The sequence below is a fragment of the Treponema sp. TIM-1 genome, from assembly GCF_046533115.1.
In the GTDB taxonomy this organism is placed as follows: domain Bacteria; phylum Spirochaetota; class Spirochaetia; order Treponematales; family Breznakiellaceae; genus JAIRMO01.
In genome coordinates this window covers 61,605-80,340 of record NZ_JAJQRC010000012.1, presented here as the reverse complement: position 1 = coordinate 80,340, position 18,736 = coordinate 61,605, and the positions used below count along the sequence as shown (strand labels likewise).

The following is an 18,736-nucleotide window of genomic DNA, read 5'->3' as shown; positions in this document are numbered from 1 at the left end:
GGGGGTTTTTTCTTGGAGGGTTTTCTTGAAAAACGCCTAAACCCTCCTGGTTCACCTACCCCCCCCCCCCCCCTCCCCGTATTGTCCTGTAACTAGTTTTACCCCGTATATTCCCCTTCCTCTTGGGCAGTGCCCCCGGCGTTTCCGCGGGGGACCGGCGTATAGCGCCGTGCCCATGGACAACCATGATAAACAAGTCCCTGGGGAACCCCGGTCCCGGCGTTACTTCCGTATGGATAACGATATAAACAAAACCAAGGAGCAAGGTATGAAGACAAGAAAAGTAGCAGGGTTTGGTTTCGCCGTTCTATTGACCGCGGCGATGCTCGTTATGGCAGGCTGCGACACCGGCACCGGCGGAGGAGGCGGTACCGGCACCGGCACCGGTGGCAGTGGTGTTTTGGACAGCAGCGGCAACCCCGATCCTGCAAAGTTGGTCGGTACGGTGTGGAGATATACCGATCCCGATGATGGCGATACCTTTACGATAACCTTTACCGGTACTTCTACCTTTACTCATGCATATTCAGATGGTACCCCAACAGGTACAGGGACCTATACCGTATCGGGTAGAACCATATCCACTGTCACTACAAGCGGTAATCATAGGGCTACCGCAACTATCAGTGGTAATACACTCCATTCGACAGAAGATGATGGCGACGAGTTTGATTTAATACGGATAAATTAGGCACGGGGGTCAGTCACCGGGCGGGATGCCCGCACGGCCTGGGAGACCGCCTACGCCGTCACCTTCCGGGAAAGCGACCGGGGAAGGCGGGCCTCCTTTGCCCTGCAATGGGAAATCCAAAAAGAAGGCGGCGTAAGCCCCTGGAGCGAGATCCAGAGTGAAATTATTCCCTAGAGAAAAAGAGAGAAAAAGAAATTTACCACCAAGGCGCAGAAGGCGGGAACGGAGGGAGAAGATTGAAGCGAGGAATGAGGAAGCATACCCTACTCTTCACTTTTCATTCTTCATTTCTTCTGCGCCCTGGTGGTTATTTTCTCCGGCAGCTTATACGGAATACCTTTTTGGTGGTGGTAAAAGCCTTTCGTATAAGCTTCCGGCGCTAACCCTGACAAGCAGCGCTTGTCAAAGCATCGCTTGTCAGAAAAAAATTTGCCGCAGGAGGGCATTATGAAAAAGAAGATGATTGGTATAGGTTTATTTGGCGTACTGCTGATTTTTGGCTTGTTTGTGGCCGGCTGTGATACCGGCAGCGGTTCTGGTTCTACTAATAAAACCAATCCCAATGGAACCAATCCCGGCGGAAACACGTTTACCGGCGGATACACGCCCCAGAACTTAAATAATACGGTATGGAAAGGAGAAGGTTTTACGTTAACCTTTACCAGTACCACTAACTATATGTTAGAACAACCCGACGGTGACAAATGGCCGGGTACCTACACCGTATCGGGTACCAGGATAACCTTTACGGATGCCGAGGGACCAGTTACCGGAACTTTTAGCGGTAATACGCTTGTTGCAAGCGGACTTACCTTCGTGTTTGACCGAAGAAGATAGAACCAGATATCGGATATTCGATAATAACCACCAATTAACGGATATCCGGTGTCCTTTTTCCCGGAACGCATAGGAGTAACCCTGACAAGCCTCGCTTGTCAGAAAAAAATTGCCGCAGGAGGGCATTATGAAAAAGAAGATGATTTTTACCGGTTTATTCGGCGTACTGCTGATTTTTGGCTTGTTCGTGGCCGGCTGTGATACCGGCAGCGGTTCTGGTACCACTACTACAACCAATACCGATGGAACCAATCCCGGTGGAAATACATTTACCGGCGGATACACACCCCAGAACTTGAATAATACGGTGTGGAAGGGAGGTGGTTATACATTAACCTTTACCAGTACCACTACGTATATGTCAGAAGAAACCGGTGGTGACAAATGGCCGGGTACCTACACGGTAACGGGTAATAGGATAACCTTTAAGAATGACGATGGACCATCATTTATCGGAACTTTTAGCGGTAATACGCTTGTTGCAAACGGAACTACCTTCGTGTTTGACCGAAGAAGAAGCTAGTATCCGGACAGCAAAGAACATGCGGCTTTGTTTCCCAACACGGAACAATGCTGTCTAACGCGAAGAAAGAAATTTACCACAAGGTAGACCGCTATGCGGTCAATTAAATGAGCAGAAGGCGAAGAAGTACGTAAGAAGAATTAAGAAGGCAAAATGAAGAAGAACGGCCACTCTTCACGCTTAATTCTTAATTTTCCTTTCCTTCTTCGCCTTCTGCGCCTTCTGCGCCTTCGTGGTGAATTCCCTTCCCGGTTCTTACTCGCCGTGGTGGTCGAATTCCCTTCCCTGTTCTTACGCGCCGTGGCGGTCGAATTCCCTTCCCGGTTTTTACGCGTCAGCCCCGGCTTGCACTTCCCCGTAAAAATCAGTACAAATAAGGACAGGGAGGATCTATGTCTAACGAGGTTCGTGAAATTGCCGCCCGGGTGCGGGTGTTGCGGGAAATTGAGGAAATTTCCGTGGAAACCCTGGCCCAGGAATTGTCCTTTAATCCCGTAGAATACGGGCGCTGGGAAGCGGGGGAAGAGGATTTTCCCATCGGGGTCCTGGTGGAAATTGCCGCCCGGTTCAAGGTGGATTTGACCGAATTGATTAGCGGGGAGCCCTCCCGGCTTAAAACCTATTGTATTACCCGTTCCGATAAGGCCCCGGAGGTGAGCCGCCGGCCCATGTATACCTATTGGAATTTAGCCTACAATTTTCACCATAAAAAGGGGGAACCCTTTTTGGTGGAGGCAAATCCCGATACGGAAACCAAACCTTTAAGCCTCAATACCCATCCGGGTCAGGAATTTGACTATGTCCTGGAGGGCCGTCTGTTAATCTCCGTGGGGGGGCATGAATCGGAATTGGGTCCCGGGGATTGTATCTATTACGATTCCAATGAGCCCCACGGTATGAAAGCCCTGGGAGGAAAACGGGCCCGCTTTTTGGCCATGGTCTTATAACTTTACCGCAGGGAGTATGCACATGCTGGAATGTTTTTTGCCGCAGGCGGAATTTGCATCCTATGAGGATTTTATACGTCATTTTTCCCTGAGGATCCCCGAGAATTTTAACTTTGCCTATGATGTGGCGGACGTGCTGGCCGAAGAAAAACCCCGGGAACGGGCCCTGGTCTGGTGTGACGAGCAAGGGGCGGAGGCGGTGTTTACCTACGCCGACATGAAGCACCTTTCCAACCAAGCGGCCAACGTGTTCCGTTCCGCGGGCATAGGAAAGGGGGATCCCATCCTGGTGATCCTCAAACGCCGCTGGCAATATTGGCCGGTCCTCCTGGGCCTCCATAAGATCGGGGCGGTGGCCATCCCCGCCACCCACCTGCTTACCACCAAAGATCTCGTTTACCGCTGTGAGGCGGCGGATGTGGCGGGGATTCTCTGTGTGGATGACGAACAGGTTTTGCGCAAGGTGGACGAGGCGGAGGCAAAACTCCGGGAGGGGGACCATAACACCCTGCGGTATAAGGCCTTTGTCCGTTCCGTTCACACCCCGGCGGATCGTGAGATCCGGGGTAACGGCTTACCCTGGGCGGATTTTAACAACCGTTTGTCCAAAGCGCCGCCGGATTTTTCCCGGCTTCCGGGGATCAATACCAACCGCGATATGATGCTCCTCTATTTTACCTCCGGTACCACGGGGATGCCCAAGATGGTCCGCCATGATTTTGCCTATCCCCTGGGACATATCCTGACCGCCAAATTCTGGCTCTGCGGCCAGGAGGGAGGGCTCCACCTGACCGTGGCGGATACCGGCTGGGCCAAGGCCGCCTGGGGAAAATTCTACGGCCAATGGCTCTGCGGTACGACGATTTTTGTCTACGATTACGATCGGTTTATCCCCGCGGCCATGCTGGAAATAATCAGCAAATACCGGGTTACCACCTTCTGCGCTCCCCCCACTATTTACCGTTTTTTTATCAAAGAGGATCTGTCCCGGTATGATTTTTCCGCCCTGAAACATTGTTCCGTGGCAGGGGAACCCCTGAACCCGGAGATATACGAACAATTTTTAAGCGCCACCGGGATCAGCCTCCGGGAGGCCTACGGCCAGACGGAACTCACCGTAGCCATGGCCACCTACCCCTGGCTGGAACCAAAACCGGGTTCCATGGGAAAGCCCTCCCCGGGTTATGATATCGATCTGCTCCGGGAGGACGGCTCTTCCTGTGATATGGGTGAGGAGGGGCAGATCGTGATCCGGACCGGGATACGGAAACCCGCGGGGATCTTCGGCGGGTACTACCGGGATGAGGCCCTGACCGCCAGTGTCTGGCATGATGACATTTATTATACCGGGGATATGGCCTGGCGGGACGAGGACGGTTATTACTGGTTTGTAGGCCGGGCGGATGACGTGATCAAAAGCTCCGGCTACCGGATCGGCCCCTTTGAAGTGGAAAGCGCCCTGTTGGAACACCCTTCGGTCTTGGAATGTGCCGTGACCGGGGTCCCCGATCCCGACCGGGGTACGGTGGTCAAGGCCACGGTGGTGCTTGCCAAAGGGTGGATACCCTCGGAGGAACTGAAGCTGGAACTCCAGAACCACGTAAAAAAAACCACCGCCCCCTATAAATACCCCCGGATCGTGGAATTCGCCGCCGAACTCCCCAAAACCATCAGTGGTAAGATCCGCCGGGTCCAGATTCGGGAGGAAGACGGTTCCGTTGCCGAATAGCCGCGGGGCCGGTACGGCTAAAGGGAAGCGATGACGATTCGGGAGACTGCGGCGATCATCGGGGCCGAAATTATTCAGGACGATTTTGAAGATGTAACGCTCCGGGGGGCCTATACGTCGGATCTGCTTTCGGACGTGCTGGCCCATGCGGCGGAAGGGGACGCCCTTTTAACGATCCAGGCCCATAAGAACACCGTGGCCGTGGCGGTCCTTAAACATATCCCGGTTATTATTATCTGTAATTCCCGGCCTATTCCCCGGGATATGGAGGATGCGGCGCGGGATCACCAAATCGCCCTGCTGCGAACCGGAAAGAACCAGTTTACCCTCTCCGGGGAGCTTTACGAGCTTCTATACCGGGCCGGCCCCTCATTTTTCCCAGTAACGGAAAACGATCTTCATAACCCGGGGAAGGGCTTTGATCCGCCTGCCCAGGGTGGTGCCCGCCAATAACTCCGTAATGGCCCGGATCCCCTGATAGGTCTGTTCCGAATAGGGCTGCCACCAGAGATTCCGTTTTATTCCGGGGAGCAGTTCGTCCACCACCACCTGGGCTTTCAACATCTCCCGAAACCCCGCTTCGCCGTGGGTTTTGCCCAGGCCGGAATCGCCAAAGCCCCCCCAGGGGGTTTCCGCCAGGCCGTGGGACATGAGGTGATCGTTGATCATCACCGCCCCGGCGTTGATCCCGGCGGCCAGCTTTTTTGCCCGGCGATGATTGCGGGACCAGACCGAACCGGTAAGCCCGTAGGATGACTTGTTGGCTATCCGCAGGGCCTCGTCATCGTCCTCCACGGGCACCACCGCGGCGACAGGACCGAAGATCTCCTCCGCCATAACCGGCATGGTTTCATTTACCCCGGTAAGTACCAGGGCCGGGGCAAAGAGGCTTTCGTCCTGGAAGCTGCCCCCGGGGCTTTGGGCCGCTATCCGGGCGCCGGCGGCGATACAGGCTTCAACCTGCTTTTGTACCGCCTGCTTCTGCCTGAGGGTGGTCATGGGCCCCATATCGCCCTCCTCCCCTACCCTAAGGTTTTGCACCAGGCCGCAGAGTTTTTTCAAAAAAGCCTCATAAACCGTCCGGTGGACCAGGATCCGCTGGGCTCCCCCGCAGGACTGGCCCGCATTGGAATAACCGGACCAGAGAATACCCGCGGCGGCCCGGTCCAGATCCGCATCGTCACAGATTATGGCGGCGTCGGCGCCGCCCAATTCCAGTACCAGGGGAAGCAGCCGGGGGGCGGCCAGGGCCAGAAGCTCCCGGCCCACCGCCGTAGAGCCGGTAAAAAAGAGTTTGTCCACCCCCCCTGAGATAAAAGCCGGGCCGGCCTCTTTCCCGGGCATTTCTATATGCGAAAAGAGGTCATCCGGTAAAGCCGCGGCGCCAAACACCGCCTCCAGCGCCCGGCCGACCCCCGGGGTATCCGAAGCGACCTTGAGGATCACCGCATTTCCCGCGAGCAGGGCCATGACCACCTCGGAAAAGGGGATGGCAAAGGGGTAATTCCAGGGAGAGATGATCCCCACCACTCCGTAGGGCTTATAGATCATCCGGCTCCGTTTGTTGAACATGAGGAGGTTCCCTCCCCCCAGGGTCCGGGGGGCCAGAAATTTTTTCCCCTGTTTGATATAATAGGAAAGGGCCATCACCGCGGGGAGTACCTCCGCGGCCAGGGCATCGATTTTTACTTTACCGTTTTCCCGGTGGATCAGCTCCGTCAGTTCATCAAAATGATCTCCCAAGTATCCGGCCGCCTTTTTGAGCCGCCGGACCCGTTCCCCATAGGGAAGGGCCGCCCATACGCCTTGCGCCTTCCGGGCGGCCTGTATCTTTTCCGCCACCCGCGCCGTATTGTGGAGGCCTTTTCCTCCCGGAACCTTTTCCCCGCTATCAGCCATTTTTCTTCTCCCTTCCGATAAAATTATCCATGGAATGATTGATGCCCAAAAAATTCACTATAAAATCGAACCCTCCCGGGGGTAGTAGTCTGAGAAGATGGGTATTGTAGATAAACCAGGGCAAGAGGAGCTGTTTTTTGTTCTTGAGTATGGCCAAGGCAATACGGTGGGCGACATATTTGCTCTTTAATATGGGAAACAACCAGGGAAATTTGGTTTTTACCCCCTGAAATAACCCGGTGTCAATAAAAAAGGGACAAACCACCGTGGTTTTAACCGCGCTTTTTTGACTGCGGAGTTCCATCCGCAGGGATTCGTGAAACCCGAAGGAAGCGAATTTACTGGCCGAATAATCGGCGAGACCCCGGACACCGATAAAGGCCGCGGCGGAAGATATGGTCACCAAATGTCCGCTATTCCGGGCTATCATAGAGGGGAGGAAGGCTTTACAGGTCCAAAAATGGGATATACTATTGACTTCCATGGTTTTGATGAGCTTTTCATCGGGGGTTTCTAAAAAGGAGGAACCGGAAACGACCCCCGCGTTATTCACCAAGATATCCACCGGGCCCAATTCCGCGGTCAGCGCCTTGGCGGCGGCATAAACCGCCTCCCGGTCCGTAATATCGCAGACCCTGCCTTTGATAAAAAGCCCCCTTTCCCGGCCTTCGTCTTCCAGCGTCCTGAGGGCTTCTTGATTCAGGTCCCAGGCCACGACCCGACCCCCCCGTTCCGCAAGTTCCCGGGCCAAAAACCGCCCGATACCATTAGCCCCACCGGTGATGAGGATAATTTTGCTTCTAATGTCTTTCATACCACTCCACGTATATTGAGTATACCCCCTTTCGATGAGTATACGACCAACCGGGCTTTGAAACAAGCAGATTGGTCTTATTATTTTTTTGCGCTTGCTTTATAGTAAACCCATGTCCCGCAACCAGACTTTTGTGGAATCGGCTTCCGCGGTAAATCAACTCCTTAACCGGTTAATGCCGCTTTTAATTCCCTGCGGGGTTTTGGCGGGTATTCTGTTTTCCCGGGTATTCATCCTGTTACGGCCCCTGGTCCCCTGGCTTTTTGGGGTTATGACCTTATCGGGAGCCATAAAATTACGGGCCCGGGACCTGGGGCGGGCGGTGACCGATCCGAAACCGGTGCTGCTTTTTTTCCTTTTTACCCATGGGCTTATGCCCGGGGTCGTATTTCTTTTGTCCAGGCTCGTATTTAGCGGCAGCCCGGATATTGTTTCGGGGTATGTTTTGCTTTTTTCCATACCCACCGCCGTATCCGGGTTTATCTGGGTTTCCATGTATGGGGGCGATCCCGCCCTATCCTTGACTATTATCCTGTTGGATACCCTGTGCGCCCCCCTGATAGTTCCCGGTACGGTAACCCTGCTCCTGGGAACATCCCTGATCCTGGATATGACCGGAATAACCATTTCCCTTTTTTTTATGGTGGTGTTTCCCACTATTATTGGGGTCTTATTAAACGAAACAAGCCGGGGAAAAATACCCCGGATCATATCCCCTTATGTGAGTCCGATCTCAAAGCTCTGTCTTACCCTGGTGGTCGCCGCAAATACCTCCGCCATAGCGGACCAGGTCCGTCTACAGGAGCCTATTTTCTGGCTGGTGGGAATAAGCTGTGTGATCCTCACCGCCCTGGGGTTTATCGGCGCGAACCTGGCGGGTCTTATCGGACGTTTGAGCCCGGCAAAACGGACCACCCTCTTTTTTGCCGCGGGGCTGCGGAACATCAGCGCTTCGGCGACCCTGGCCATAGAATTTTTCCCCGAGGCCGCGGCCTTGCCTGCCATCCTGGGGATGCTCTGTCAGCAGATCCTGGCGGCGTTATTGGGAAACATGCTTGTCGGAAAACAGAAGAAGAATCTTTAACCGCGTTATCAATTGTTTGATGTTACCGCCTACCGGTTGTCCGCGGCTATTTTAGTATGTTATAGTTGAGGGAGCGCCGGAAAACCCGGTTGGGTTTCCGGCGATTCTTCCAACCGGGTTTTGAAACCGGCGGCGGGGTACATGATTCGAGGCGCAAGATGAAAGCTTTGGTTTTTGGCTCATTAAATATCGATTTGATTTTTTCCGTTGATCATATCGTTAGCCCGGGGGAAACCATCAGCAGCAGTTCCCTGATAAAAAGCGCCGGGGGGAAGGGGGCGAACCAGGCCGCGGCCCTGGCAAAGGCGGGATTGCCCGTATACATGGCGGGGAAAATAGGCCAGGATGGGACATTTTTGCTTTCGTTGCTACAATCCTACGGGGTCAATACCGATCGGGTGGTCCGCTACGAAGGGGCCACCGGTCAGGCCTTAATCCAACTGGATAAAAACAGACAAAATGCCATCCTGCTTTTTTCCGGGGGAAACGCCCAAATAACCATTGAGGAAATCCTCAGGACCCTGGAGGAATTCGGCCGGGGGGATCTTATTGTTTTACAGAATGAAATCGTCCATGTCCAAAAAATCATGGAAGCCGCGAAAAACCGGGGGCTTACCATTTGCCTTAACCCCTCACCCTATGATCAAAAAATAGAAACCCTGCCCCTGGACCTGGTGAATATCCTTTTTGTCAATGAAATAGAAGGGGCGGCCCTGGCCGGTAAAGGCGCGGAAACACCCCTGCCCCAGGTGCTGGACCGCCTGGTTACCCGTTTCCCCGGCGCTGAAATTATCCTTACCGCCGGAAAGGACGGGGCCTATTACGGCTTTAAGGACATCCGGGAAAAGGGCGCTATCGTGGATATGCCGGTGGTTGATACCACCGGTGCGGGGGACACCTTTACGGGATACTTTATCGCCGCCCGGAGCCGGAATATGCCCATAGACCGGGCGCTGGCGATCGCCTGTAAAGCCGCCTCCTATGCGGTTTCCCGAATGGGGGCCATGGAAGCAATTCCCTTGGCCGCTGAAATATTCTGAGCAAAATAATGTTCTTATACGCTTAATTTGTATACAAGGCCGCTAGAGCGTTTCTGGGGAACCAGAACCCCGCGCGGAGAGGGCATAACGCCCTGCCCCGGCATACTCCAGGGCCTCCGCTGGCCTTATGATAAAATTCCCCCTTGACAAGTAAGGCATATTGCAATACACTATAATCGTGGAAGAATGTCGGATTGCCTGGGACGAAGCCAAGAATGCGGAGAACAAGCTGAAGCACAAAATTGGCTTTGAAGACGCTCAATTTGTCTTCGCCGATCCAGACCGCATTGAGCGAATCGACCGTAGCGATAGCAACACATCCGGCGAAACACGATGGCAGACAATCGGCAGGGTCGGCAGTCTTTTGTTTGTTGTCTACACAGAAAGCAGGGAAGAAACACGCCTAATCACGGCGCGGGAAGCCGAGAAGCATGAGAGGAGAAGTTACCATGGCTATTATCACATCGACGGTAAAGGTTGGACAAAGGCCACCTAAAGAAGTCATCAAGCGGGTCAAAAAAGCGGTCAGGGAAGCGCGGAAACATCCGGAGGTATACGATCCTGATTGTCCACCGTCCACACCGGAGGCCCTCAAGGAGTTCGCTCATCTGGCGGCGGAGCGAAACCGGCGCAAAAAGAAGCGGTCGGTAACAATCCGTATCGCCCCGGATGTTCTGGAAAGCTATAAAACGATGGGGGACGGCTATACCGGCATTATGGCCGATGTTCTGAAATACGCCATTGATAATCCCGGCGTTCTCACCGCAGCCACAAGATAATTCCGTGAAGCCCCGGACCATGCCGGAAAAATGCGCCCTATCATCTTACCGATGTCAGCAAAATGATCAGGGCGGCATAAGCGAAGTATTTCCCGGGCGGTCTATTCCGCCTCATAACGGCATTGCTTCTTTCCCTCGACAAGTACACCGGTTGACCATATGACAGCACATCGCCGGCTGGAGGTAGGGTAATTTGAAATTTCTTGGTTTTTGGACGTTTCCAGACCCAAAACGGACCCGTGATCTTCGGCATGGCACACCTCGCCTACGAAAAATATCCGTACAATAAACGTACAGTGCCATACTTTTAGAAAATTAAGTTTTTTTACCTTTATCTAATTCCTTATATAATAAGGAATTAACAATAAGCGGCCGACGGGAGTCGAACCCGCGTCACAAGCTTGGGAAGCTTGGATAATACCGTTATATGACGGCCGCATAGAAAACTAAGGCTGTTCCAAACCTTCGGTTTTTTGAACAAAGTCAACGCTGATATAATAACTGAATTGGGGTATTTCTGTCAATGAGCGGATCATGATCTAATGGAAAAATCCCGGTAGGCGCCCAGGGGGGAGCGGAGATCGTAACGGACCGAATCCACCCGGGCGCCCGGCGGCCCCTGACGAAGCCATTGGAGCAAGGTGTCAAGCTTTTCCTTGGGACCCTCGGCAAACACCTCCACATCCCCGTCATGGGTGTTTCTTACCCAGCCCGTAAGACCAAGCCGCCGGGCCTCATGATAGGCGGAATACCGGAAACCCACCCCCTGGACCCGTCCTTCGACCAGGGCAAAAAACGCGGAAGAAGCCGGGGAATGTCGCATAACCATAAAAAAATCCTGGAATGCCCCTCCCTGTCCTTGTGGCGGGGCTTTTGTAAAACTAATAAATTTTTGGAAAAGACTCAAGATTTTTTTTATATTTCTTCCTCTTCCCATACCTCTTCGATCACCGATGGGGAAAAACCTTCGTATTTTAACTGTTTTTTTAAGAATCTATCCGTTTGGAGGTCAGGGGCATGCTTTTTTTTGAGATACCCCCTAAGCAGGGCCGATTCGGTTTGAAAATCCAGCACCCGTTTTAAGGCCCCCTCGGCGACCCGGGAACTTATACCCCGCCGGCGGAGACCGGCCAACAGTTTCCGGGGGGCCTCGACGGAACGGGCCAGCCGGGCGTGGAGCCACAGGACCGCGTACCGTTCATCGCTGATAATTTCCAGGTCCGTCAGGTAAGAAACCACCGCCTGTATACAGGAAGGGATAAATCCCCGGATTTCCAGCTTGTGGGTAATACCCCGGCAGGTCTGTTCAGCCCGAGCCACGAGGCGCAGGGCGGCCCGTTCCGTCCGGTAACAGGCGGCGGCAAAACGGCAGGACTCCTCCTCGGCGGGGGACAGATCCCTGCCGGGAGAAAAAACACTTTCATCCTGAAATTCAGCGGGAAGATAGGGGAGTTTAAAAGAAAACAGGGAGCCGTCCGACAATCCAATCCGTAAAACCGACGGGGTTGATTCAACTGCGGTTCCAACTTTTAAGGATACCACCGTCATGGATGGCCGCCCCGCCGCATCAAAAGCCCTGTGGGGGAATAAAACAAGCCCCGGCCTGTTTTACCGCTTGGAGAATTGGAACCGCCTGCGAGCGCCGGCCTGTCCGTATTTTTTACGTTCCACCATCCGGGAATCCCGGGTCAAAAAGCCGTTGCTGCGCAAACTCGTATAATTGCCCTGATCCACCTGACAAAGCGCCCGGGCCAACCCATGACGACAAGCCCCGGCCTGTCCGTTGGCTCCACCGCCAAAAACATTGATCAGTATGTCGAATTTGTTTTCACTGGCGGTAACCATCAAGGGCTGACGGACCATCATGGCATGCTCCCCCTGGGGGAAATACTGGGCCAATTCCCGGCCGTTCACCACAATTTTACCGGCTCCATCCCGAACATATACCCGGGCGACGGAGGTTTTTCTTCTTCCGGTACCAATACCAAGGTTCTTAATCACATTTCACCTCTTGCTTATAACTCAATAGTCTGAGGATTCTGGGCGGCATGGGGGTGATCCGGTCCGGGATACACCTTAACGTTTTTTAAGAGTTTCCGGCCCAGGGGCCCCTTAGGCAACATCCCCTTGATAGCCAACTCCAGCGGCGCCGAGGGATGGCGGCCGATGAGTTTCTCGAAATTAACCGCTTTAAGCCCTCCGACATACCCGGAATGGTGATAATAGAGCTTCTGCTGGGCTTTACGGCCGGTCACCGCGATTTTATCCGCGTTAACCACCACCACATAGTCCCCTGTTTCCTGATGGGGCGCGTAAATGGGCTTTTCTTTCCCCCTGACTATGGAGGCAATCCGAGCGGCGACCCTGCCGAGGACCTTGCCTTCGGCGTCAATTACAAACCATTTCCGCTCCACCTCAGCGGGTTTAACAAATATTGTCTTCATTTATACCCTTCTCAATATAATTACCGAATAGACCGGTTTCAACATATGGCCTTCGGATTTTGAAACAACCTTGAATAGTAAAGAATAATGCCATAACAAGGCGGAGCATGTCAAGGGGAAAGGGGCATTTTCCGGGCAAAATAGTCTTTTTACCCGAGTTCGGGATATTCCCGGATACGCCGCTCTTTTTCACCCGATTCATGCCCCGGCCTACCGAATCTCCAGCCTGGCGCTTACCGGAGGGGAAGCGCCCTTCTCCAAAGAAACCGGGAAGGGTGCGGCGTCTGCGGCGGTCACCGTATAGGAGCCGGCCGGCAATACCTGGTCCCCGTCGTTGTTTACCGACTCAAAGGCCGAGGAGGGAAGGATAAATTCCACCGCGGCCGATGCCCCCGCGGGAAGAGCCACCCGGCGGAAAGCCCGCAGGGAGGTAAGGGGGTCCTCCGGGCCGCGTTTATCCCGGCTGATGTACAGTTGAACCACCACTTCCCCGGCCCGGCTTCCCGTATTGGTAAGCCCCGCCACGGCCTTGACCGATTCCCCGGCGGTAAGGGACGGGGCGGACAGTTCCAGGGAATCGAAGCGGAAGGTCGTATAGGAAAGACCGAATCCAAAGGGGTACAGGGGCTTTTCCTCCATATAGCGGTAGGTTCTTCCCTTCATGGCATAGTCTTCGTAGGGGGGGAGCTGTTCCGTTGACCGGGGAAAGGTGATGGGGAGTTTTCCCGACGGGTTAACATCCCCAAAGAGGATGTCCGCCAGGGCGATCCCCCCCTGTTCCCCCGGATACCAGGCGAAGATCACCGCATCCGCCAGGTCCTCCGGAAAGGCGATGGGACTGCCCCCGGTGAGGATCAGGACCAGGGGCTTCCCGGTGGCTTTGAGATCCTTCAGGTAGGCAAGCTGCCAGGAGGGGAGCTCAATCCGGTCCCGGTCACCGTTTGAATCCGAGGCAATGGCATCCCCCTCTTCCCCTTCCATGGCACCGTCCAGTCCAAAGACCGCGATGATGATATCCACGCCATCGGCGATCCCGACCATGGACACGTTTGAGGGGTGGTTTTCATCATATTGGAGGCAGCCCTGGCGGTATTCCACATTGACGGCGAATTTGGTCCGCAGCTTTTCCGCCAGTCCTTCCAGAACAGTAACCAGCCGGGGGGTGATCCCGTAATAATTACCCAGCAGGGTATGGGGGTTAGCCGCCCCGGGGCCGATGAGCAGTATGTTCTTGGCCGAATCGTCCAGGGGCAGGATATTATCGCGGTTTTTGAGGAGGGTTATGGATTTTTCCGCTCCCTCCCGGGCCAGATTCCGGTGTTTCTCGCAGTTGATGACCTCCCTGCCCAGGCCGGCCCAGGGATCGGATTGGGGGGAATCAAACATCCCCAGCTTGAACCGGGTGCGGAGGAGCCGGGTAACGGCGGTATCCAGGGCTTCCATGCTGACGAGACCCTTTTTATAGGAGACGGTGAGCATAGGGAAGGTACATCCGCAGTTGAGGTCGCACCCCGCATTTAGGGCCAGGGCCGCCGATTCTTCCGGTGAGGAGGTTACCCGGTGATGTTCGTGGAAATCCCGGATAGCCCAGCAGTCGGAGACCACATGGCCCTTGAAGCCCCAGCGCCCCCGCAGCAAGTCCCGGAGCAGGTACTTGCTGCCCCCGCAGGGTTCCCCCAGGGTCCGGTTATAGGCCCCCATGACGGCTTCCACCCCCTGTTCCACCAGAAGTTTGAACGCGGGAAGGTAGGTTTCAAAGAGGTCCTTTTTGGAGACCTGGGCGTCGAAGGTATGCCGCAATTTCTCGGGCCCCGAATGAACCGCATAATGTTTGGCGCAGGCCGCGGCTTTAAGCCGCTGGGGATCATCCCCCTGGAGTCCCCGTACAAAGGCCAGCCCTATCCGTCCGGTAAGATAGGGGTCTTCCCCATAGGTTTCCTGGCCCCTGCCCCAGCGGGGGTCCCGGAAGATATTGATATTCGGGGTCCAAAAGGTAAGCCCCCAATATTGGCCCCGGTTCCCCTGCTTAACCGCCTCGTTATACTTAGCCCGGCCCTCGTCGGAGATAGCCGAGGCAGCCCGGTAGATATAATCCTCGTCAAAGGTTGCCGCCAGGGCGATAGCCTGGGGAAATACCGTGGCCGGTCCTGCCCGGGCAACCCCGTGGAGACATTCGTTCCACCAGTTGTATTCGGGAATACCCAGGCGCGGAATAGCGGCGCTGGTATAACTCAACTGGGATACCTTTTCCTCAAGGGTCATTTGGGAGACAAGTTCTTTAATCCGTTCTTCTCGGTTCATGATGGCTTCCCCTCGGTTTTAAGTGTGCGGACCGGCGTAACGGCAATACCCGCCGTCAATATAGATAAGTTATAACGGGTTTGCCATGATTTAGGAAGCCCCCGGTAACCAGGGCGGAAGCATCTGTTCTTGCCCGGATTTACGGGGGATCGGGTGAAAATTATTTTGTGTTGACACCGCTAAATTCTGCTTATATACTAATAGAGAATCATGGATGTGCTTTTCTTAATGCTTATGAAAGGGCCCATCTTTATATTTTTTTGGAGGATACACATGAAACGAGCTTTACGGATTCTCTGTCTCTGCATCGTCCTGGTGGGGATTACGGGGATGGCCTTTGGGGCCGGTGGAAGTCAGGGGGGAGACGCAAACACCCTGGAATTTTGGCATTCCCAAAGTACCGATCCCTATCCCGGAATATTTCAGCGGGCGGTGGATCGGTTTATCGCGGCTAATCCCGGCTATAAGGTGAATGTTACCATTGTACAAAACGATTCGTACAAGCAGAAATTGGCGGTTGCTTTGGCGTCGGGCAAACTGCCGGACGTGTTTTATTCCTGGTCCGGCGGTCCCATGTATGAATATGTCAATAATAATAACATTGCGGATTTAACTTCTTATATGAATGCCAATAACTATAAGAGTAAATTCCTTGACGCGGCCATTGCCCAGGCCACCTACAACGGAAAAATCTGGGGAGTCCCGATACAGAATGTTTCGGTCTGTACGGTTTTTTATAACAAGGAAATCTTCGCCCGGTACAACCTGAAGACACCTACCACGATTACCGAATTGGAGGCGGTGTGCGATACCCTGCTGCGGAATGGGATTAAACCCTTCAGTCTGGCTAATAAAACCCAGTGGACCGGTTCCATGTATTTCATGTTCTTCGCCACCCGCCGGGGAGGGGTACAGCCCTTTATCAAGGCGGTGGACGGCTCCGGTTCCTTTACGGATCCGGCCTTTATCTACGCGGGCCAGAAGATTCAGGAATGGGTCAACAAGGGGTATTTTAACACCGGCTTTAACGGTCTGGATGAGGATTCCGGGCAGTCCCGGCAGATCCTTTACAACGGAGACGCGGCAATGCACCTTATGGGCAGCTGGTTCAACTCTTCCGCTTTAAGCGAAAACCCTGAATTCGCGAAAAAGATGGGTATTTTCAAATTCCCCCGGGACGAACAGGGCATCGGTAATCCCAATACGGTGATCGGAACGGTGGGGGATAACTTCTATCACGTGTCCTCCACCAGCAAAAATCCCGCCAAGGCTTTTGAAATGATAACCTATCTGATAGACGATCTGTCGGTTCAGGATCGTTTGGCCGCCGGCGCGATTCCTCCGGTAAAAAATGTGAAACTTACCGATCCCATCCTGGCGGAACTTTTCGCCCAGGTCCAGGCGGCGCCGGACATGCAGCTTTGGTATGATCAATCCCTGGCTCCCGAGGTATCGGAGGTACACAAAACCACTTCCCAGGAGATATTCGGCGGTACCCTGAGCCCCCAGGAGGCGGCCCAGCGGCTGCAGGACGCCCAAGCGGCATATCGTAAGAAATGACGCTTTTCCGAATAAACTGCGTAAATACTAATATGCTTGATATATAGGAGAAAGAGAATTCGACCACAAAGGCGAATAAGGCGAATAAGGCGAAGAAGGAAGGAGGAGGAAAGGAGAATTAAGAATGAAAAGCGAAGAGTGAGTTATTCTTCTCTCTTCATTTCTTTCTTATTCGCCTTCTGCGCCTTTGTGGTGAATTTCTTAAATTCTGTATATGCATGGCCGTTTAGTGTTTACAAGGTACTAGTTCGTGGTTAACAGCGGGTTAAGTTTAGCTCTAAAAACGGCGATTTGGTTTTCATCAGGGGAGTACTATGATCGGAAAAACCCATAATACACTTCGTCTTGCCCGGCAGCGTTCGGTTCGGGCCGCGGCAGCGGTTTTTTTGTTTCCGGCCATGTTTTTTATGGTTATTTTTATTCTCTACCCCATCATTGATTCCTTTATTACCAGTATGGTCCAGTGGAACGGGATGAGCCGAAACCGGACTTTTGTGGGGATCGCTAATTGGATGCAATTAGTCAAGGACGCGAATTTTTGGGCGGCCTTCGGCAACAACGTAATCATCATGTTTCTGTCCCTGCTCTTTCAGGTCCCCTTTGCCATGATCCTGGCTACCTTTTTGGATATTACCGAATCCAAAGGGGTGATCTTTAAAGTAGTCTGGTTCCTCCCCTACCTTATCTCTTCGGTGGCCATCGGGGTACTTTTCAAATTTGCCCTGGACGCGAATTACGGAATTTTCGCTTCCATATCAAAAGCCCTGGGCGGCGGCGGGGTGGATCTTTTGGGTAATCCCAGGGCAGCGCTTTTTACGGTGATCGGGGTTGTCTGTTGGCAGTATATCCCTTTTTATATGGTGTTATATTTGGCCGCCTACGGTACCATTCCGGTGGAGCTCTATGAGGCGGCCAGTATAGACGGGGCCACGAGGAACCAGTATTTCTGGCGGGTTTCCCTGCCCCTGCTCAAGCCCACCGTGATTTCCGGGGCCACCATCTCCATCATCGGTTCCCTTAAGTATTTTGACCTTGTTTTTGTGATGACCGGCGGGGGTCCGGGGGTCTCCACCGAATTGATGGCCACCCTTATGTATAAAACCTCCTTTGTCAAATTTAATATGGGGTATGGGGCCACGGTTGCCTGCGGCATGTTTTTGCTTATCACCATTGTCGCGTTTATCACCATAACTACCCTGAACAAAAAGGCGGAGGTGTAACATGGCCCCAAAAAAACGCATCCTTTCCGGCCGTCCTTCACGGATCTCCCCTTTTTGGTGTATGGCGCTTATCTTTGCCTTTATATGGCTGGTTATTGCCGGGGGGCCCTTTTATTATTTGATCCTCATTTCCCTGAAATCCCAGGGAGAATTCCTCAGCGGCGGTCTTTTTAACCTGCCCAAGGTATTTAGCCTGGTGAATTATGCTACGGTTATGGGGGGGGGATTCTACAATTACTTTTACAACAGTGTGATGGTATTGATAATTTCTCTGACCCTGCTGCTCTTTACCAGCGCCTTTGCCGCCTATCCCCTCTCCCGGATGCAGTTTTTGCTTAACCGGCCCATTTACGGCGCCATTGTGGCGGCCATGTCGATACCGATTCATATTACCCTGATTCCGGTATTTATCATGTCCACCAATTTGAATATATACGATACGCCCCTGGCGCTTATCGGACCAAACGTGGCCTTTAACCTGCCGATTTCGGTTTTCATCCTCACCGCCTTTATGCAAAACATCTCCCGGGAAATTGAGGAGGCCGCGGAAATCGACGGCTGCGGGAAATTCAGCGCCTTTTTTAGGATTATTCTCCCCCTCTCCAAATCCGGGCTTGCCACCCTGGGCATTTACAACGGGGTGGTTATCTGGAACGAATTCAGTTTCGTCATGGTCCTGACCCAGTCGCAAAAGAGTCGTACCCTGCCGCTGGCGGTTTGGGAATACCAGGGACAATATACGATGAATATTCCCTTAATTATGACCCTCCTTATCCTCTCGTCCCTGCCCATCATCCTCCTCTATGTTTTTGGGCAGGACAAACTGGTAAAGGGCATGATGGCCGGGGCGGTTAAGGGTTAGCATTCC

20 protein-coding genes and 1 tRNA gene are annotated in these 18,736 nt (G+C 53.5%); 13 read left to right on the top strand and 8 right to left on the bottom strand.

What is annotated here, in order from left to right:
- Nucleotides 1-268 precede the first annotated feature (268 nt).
- The 6 genes from LQZ21_RS07180 to LQZ21_RS07155 all read left to right on the top strand — a co-directional run bounded on the left by LQZ21_RS07180 (nucleotide 269) and on the right by LQZ21_RS07155 (nucleotide 5,180).
- Nucleotides 269-691, top strand: a complete 423-nt coding sequence (locus tag LQZ21_RS07180; RefSeq protein ID WP_411043601.1) for a hypothetical protein — start codon at nucleotides 269-271, stop codon at nucleotides 689-691.
- A gap of 447 nt (nucleotides 692-1,138) precedes the next feature.
- Nucleotides 1,139-1,528, top strand: coding sequence for a hypothetical protein (locus LQZ21_RS07175; RefSeq protein WP_411043600.1), 390 nt, complete (start codon nucleotides 1,139-1,141; stop codon nucleotides 1,526-1,528).
- A 127-nt stretch (nucleotides 1,529-1,655) separates the two neighbouring features.
- On the top strand, nucleotides 1,656-2,051 hold the full coding sequence (locus LQZ21_RS07170) for a lipocalin family protein (RefSeq protein ID WP_411043599.1): 396 nt from the start codon (nucleotides 1,656-1,658) through the stop codon (nucleotides 2,049-2,051).
- Nucleotides 2,052-2,443: 392 nt separating this feature from the next.
- The gene (locus LQZ21_RS07165; RefSeq protein ID WP_411043598.1) at nucleotides 2,444-2,998 is read left to right on the top strand and encodes a helix-turn-helix domain-containing protein; all 555 of its coding nucleotides are present in this window, start codon (nucleotides 2,444-2,446) and stop codon (nucleotides 2,996-2,998) included.
- A gap of 22 nt (nucleotides 2,999-3,020) precedes the next feature.
- On the top strand, nucleotides 3,021-4,727 hold the full coding sequence (locus LQZ21_RS07160; protein ID WP_411043597.1) for an AMP-binding protein: 1,707 nt from the start codon (nucleotides 3,021-3,023) through the stop codon (nucleotides 4,725-4,727).
- 30 nt (nucleotides 4,728-4,757) lie between these two features.
- Complete coding sequence (locus tag LQZ21_RS07155) at nucleotides 4,758-5,180, top strand: hypothetical protein (protein ID WP_411043596.1); 423 nt, start codon at nucleotides 4,758-4,760, stop codon at nucleotides 5,178-5,180.
- Here LQZ21_RS07155 and LQZ21_RS07150 read toward each other — a convergent pair.
- Both LQZ21_RS07150 and LQZ21_RS07145 read right to left on the bottom strand, forming a co-directional pair.
- Complete coding sequence (locus tag LQZ21_RS07150; protein WP_411043595.1) at nucleotides 5,097-6,626, bottom strand: aldehyde dehydrogenase family protein; 1,530 nt, start codon at nucleotides 6,624-6,626, stop codon at nucleotides 5,097-5,099. The two genes, LQZ21_RS07155 and LQZ21_RS07150, sit on opposite strands and share 84 nt — an antisense overlap.
- A complete protein-coding gene (locus tag LQZ21_RS07145) occupies nucleotides 6,619-7,440 on the bottom strand; it encodes an SDR family oxidoreductase (RefSeq protein WP_411043594.1) in 822 nt (273 codons plus the stop codon). Before LQZ21_RS07145 ends, LQZ21_RS07150 begins: the two co-directional genes overlap by 8 nt.
- A gap of 112 nt (nucleotides 7,441-7,552) precedes the next feature.
- On the opposite strand from LQZ21_RS07145, the gene LQZ21_RS07140 reads away from it, so the two are divergent.
- The 4 genes from LQZ21_RS07140 (at nucleotide 7,553) to LQZ21_RS07125 (ending at nucleotide 10,343) form a co-directional block, all read left to right on the top strand.
- Entirely contained in the window at nucleotides 7,553-8,524 is a 972-nt protein-coding gene (locus tag LQZ21_RS07140) for a bile acid:sodium symporter family protein (protein ID WP_411043593.1), read from the top strand.
- Between the two features lie 158 nt (nucleotides 8,525-8,682).
- Nucleotides 8,683-9,564: a ribokinase gene (locus LQZ21_RS07135; RefSeq protein WP_411043592.1), complete on the top strand. Its 882-nt coding sequence runs from the start codon at nucleotides 8,683-8,685 to the stop codon at nucleotides 9,562-9,564.
- 178 nt (nucleotides 9,565-9,742) lie between these two features.
- Nucleotides 9,743-10,060 carry a BrnT family toxin gene (locus LQZ21_RS07130; protein ID WP_411043591.1) on the top strand — a complete coding sequence of 106 codons (318 nt, stop codon included), beginning with the start codon at nucleotides 9,743-9,745 and terminating at the stop codon, nucleotides 10,058-10,060.
- Complete coding sequence (locus tag LQZ21_RS07125; RefSeq protein WP_411043590.1) at nucleotides 10,014-10,343, top strand: BrnA antitoxin family protein; 330 nt, start codon at nucleotides 10,014-10,016, stop codon at nucleotides 10,341-10,343. The genes LQZ21_RS07130 and LQZ21_RS07125 overlap by 47 nt, the downstream gene beginning before the upstream one ends.
- A gap of 367 nt (nucleotides 10,344-10,710) precedes the next feature.
- Here LQZ21_RS07125 and LQZ21_RS07120 read toward each other — a convergent pair.
- The 6 genes from LQZ21_RS07120 to LQZ21_RS07095 form a co-directional block, all read right to left on the bottom strand.
- Nucleotides 10,711-10,781: transfer RNA gene (locus LQZ21_RS07120), tRNA-Gly, on the bottom strand.
- A 94-nt stretch (nucleotides 10,782-10,875) separates the two neighbouring features.
- Nucleotides 10,876-11,172 (bottom strand): acylphosphatase, encoded by a 297-nt coding sequence (gene yccX / locus LQZ21_RS07115; RefSeq protein ID WP_411043589.1) that lies wholly within the window; start codon nucleotides 11,170-11,172, stop codon nucleotides 10,876-10,878.
- An 86-nt stretch (nucleotides 11,173-11,258) separates the two neighbouring features.
- Nucleotides 11,259-11,891, bottom strand: a complete 633-nt coding sequence (locus LQZ21_RS07110; protein ID WP_411043588.1) for a regulatory protein RecX — start codon at nucleotides 11,889-11,891, stop codon at nucleotides 11,259-11,261.
- A gap of 60 nt (nucleotides 11,892-11,951) precedes the next feature.
- A complete protein-coding gene (gene rpsI, locus LQZ21_RS07105) occupies nucleotides 11,952-12,344 on the bottom strand; it encodes a 30S ribosomal protein S9 (protein ID WP_411043587.1) in 393 nt (130 codons plus the stop codon).
- A gap of 14 nt (nucleotides 12,345-12,358) precedes the next feature.
- Nucleotides 12,359-12,787: a 50S ribosomal protein L13 gene (gene rplM, locus LQZ21_RS07100; protein WP_411043586.1), complete on the bottom strand. Its 429-nt coding sequence runs from the start codon at nucleotides 12,785-12,787 to the stop codon at nucleotides 12,359-12,361.
- Between the two features lie 210 nt (nucleotides 12,788-12,997).
- On the bottom strand, nucleotides 12,998-15,088 hold the full coding sequence (locus tag LQZ21_RS07095) for a glycoside hydrolase family 3 C-terminal domain-containing protein (RefSeq protein ID WP_411043585.1): 2,091 nt from the start codon (nucleotides 15,086-15,088) through the stop codon (nucleotides 12,998-13,000).
- Nucleotides 15,089-15,361: 273 nt separating this feature from the next.
- Here LQZ21_RS07095 and LQZ21_RS07090 point away from each other — a divergent pair, with 273 nt between their 5' ends.
- The 3 genes from LQZ21_RS07090 (at nucleotide 15,362) to LQZ21_RS07080 (ending at nucleotide 18,730) form a co-directional block, all read left to right on the top strand.
- Nucleotides 15,362-16,648, top strand: coding sequence for an extracellular solute-binding protein (locus LQZ21_RS07090; RefSeq protein WP_411043584.1), 1,287 nt, complete (start codon nucleotides 15,362-15,364; stop codon nucleotides 16,646-16,648).
- A 314-nt stretch (nucleotides 16,649-16,962) separates the two neighbouring features.
- Nucleotides 16,963-17,868 (top strand): carbohydrate ABC transporter permease, encoded by a 906-nt coding sequence (locus tag LQZ21_RS07085; RefSeq protein WP_411043583.1) that lies wholly within the window; start codon nucleotides 16,963-16,965, stop codon nucleotides 17,866-17,868.
- 1 nt (nucleotide 17,869) lies between these two features.
- Entirely contained in the window at nucleotides 17,870-18,730 is an 861-nt protein-coding gene (locus tag LQZ21_RS07080; RefSeq protein WP_411043582.1) for a carbohydrate ABC transporter permease, read from the top strand.
- The last annotated feature ends 6 nt before the right edge of the window (nucleotides 18,731-18,736 follow it).

Bases quoted from the DNA above. Each gene is read 5' to 3' on its own strand.
- LQZ21_RS07150 (WP_411043595.1), bottom strand. From the start codon at position 6,626: ATGGCTGATAGCGGGGAAAAGGTTCCGGGAGGAAAAGGCCTCCACAAT.
- LQZ21_RS07145 (WP_411043594.1), bottom strand. From the start codon at position 7,440: ATGAAAGACATTAGAAGCAAAATTATCCTCATCACCGGTGGGGCTAAT.
- LQZ21_RS07085 (WP_411043583.1), top strand. From the start codon at position 16,963: ATGATCGGAAAAACCCATAATACACTTCGTCTTGCCCGGCAGCGTTCG.
- LQZ21_RS07140 (WP_411043593.1), top strand. From the start codon at position 7,553: ATGTCCCGCAACCAGACTTTTGTGGAATCGGCTTCCGCGGTAAATCAA.
- yccX (WP_411043589.1), bottom strand. From the start codon at position 11,172: ATGGTTATGCGACATTCCCCGGCTTCTTCCGCGTTTTTTGCCCTGGTC.
- LQZ21_RS07170 (WP_411043599.1), top strand. From the start codon at position 1,656: ATGAAAAAGAAGATGATTTTTACCGGTTTATTCGGCGTACTGCTGATT.
- LQZ21_RS07155 (WP_411043596.1), top strand. From the start codon at position 4,758: ATGACGATTCGGGAGACTGCGGCGATCATCGGGGCCGAAATTATTCAG.
- LQZ21_RS07095 (WP_411043585.1), bottom strand. From the start codon at position 15,088: ATGAACCGAGAAGAACGGATTAAAGAACTTGTCTCCCAAATGACCCTT.
- LQZ21_RS07135 (WP_411043592.1), top strand. From the start codon at position 8,683: ATGAAAGCTTTGGTTTTTGGCTCATTAAATATCGATTTGATTTTTTCC.
- LQZ21_RS07160 (WP_411043597.1), top strand. From the start codon at position 3,021: ATGCTGGAATGTTTTTTGCCGCAGGCGGAATTTGCATCCTATGAGGAT.
- LQZ21_RS07180 (WP_411043601.1), top strand. From the start codon at position 269: ATGAAGACAAGAAAAGTAGCAGGGTTTGGTTTCGCCGTTCTATTGACC.
- LQZ21_RS07090 (WP_411043584.1), top strand. From the start codon at position 15,362: ATGAAACGAGCTTTACGGATTCTCTGTCTCTGCATCGTCCTGGTGGGG.
- LQZ21_RS07175 (WP_411043600.1), top strand. From the start codon at position 1,139: ATGAAAAAGAAGATGATTGGTATAGGTTTATTTGGCGTACTGCTGATT.
- LQZ21_RS07165 (WP_411043598.1), top strand. From the start codon at position 2,444: ATGTCTAACGAGGTTCGTGAAATTGCCGCCCGGGTGCGGGTGTTGCGG.
- LQZ21_RS07125 (WP_411043590.1), top strand. From the start codon at position 10,014: ATGGCTATTATCACATCGACGGTAAAGGTTGGACAAAGGCCACCTAAA.
- LQZ21_RS07080 (WP_411043582.1), top strand. From the start codon at position 17,870: ATGGCCCCAAAAAAACGCATCCTTTCCGGCCGTCCTTCACGGATCTCC.
- rplM (WP_411043586.1), bottom strand. From the start codon at position 12,787: ATGAAGACAATATTTGTTAAACCCGCTGAGGTGGAGCGGAAATGGTTT.
- LQZ21_RS07110 (WP_411043588.1), bottom strand. From the start codon at position 11,891: ATGACGGTGGTATCCTTAAAAGTTGGAACCGCAGTTGAATCAACCCCG.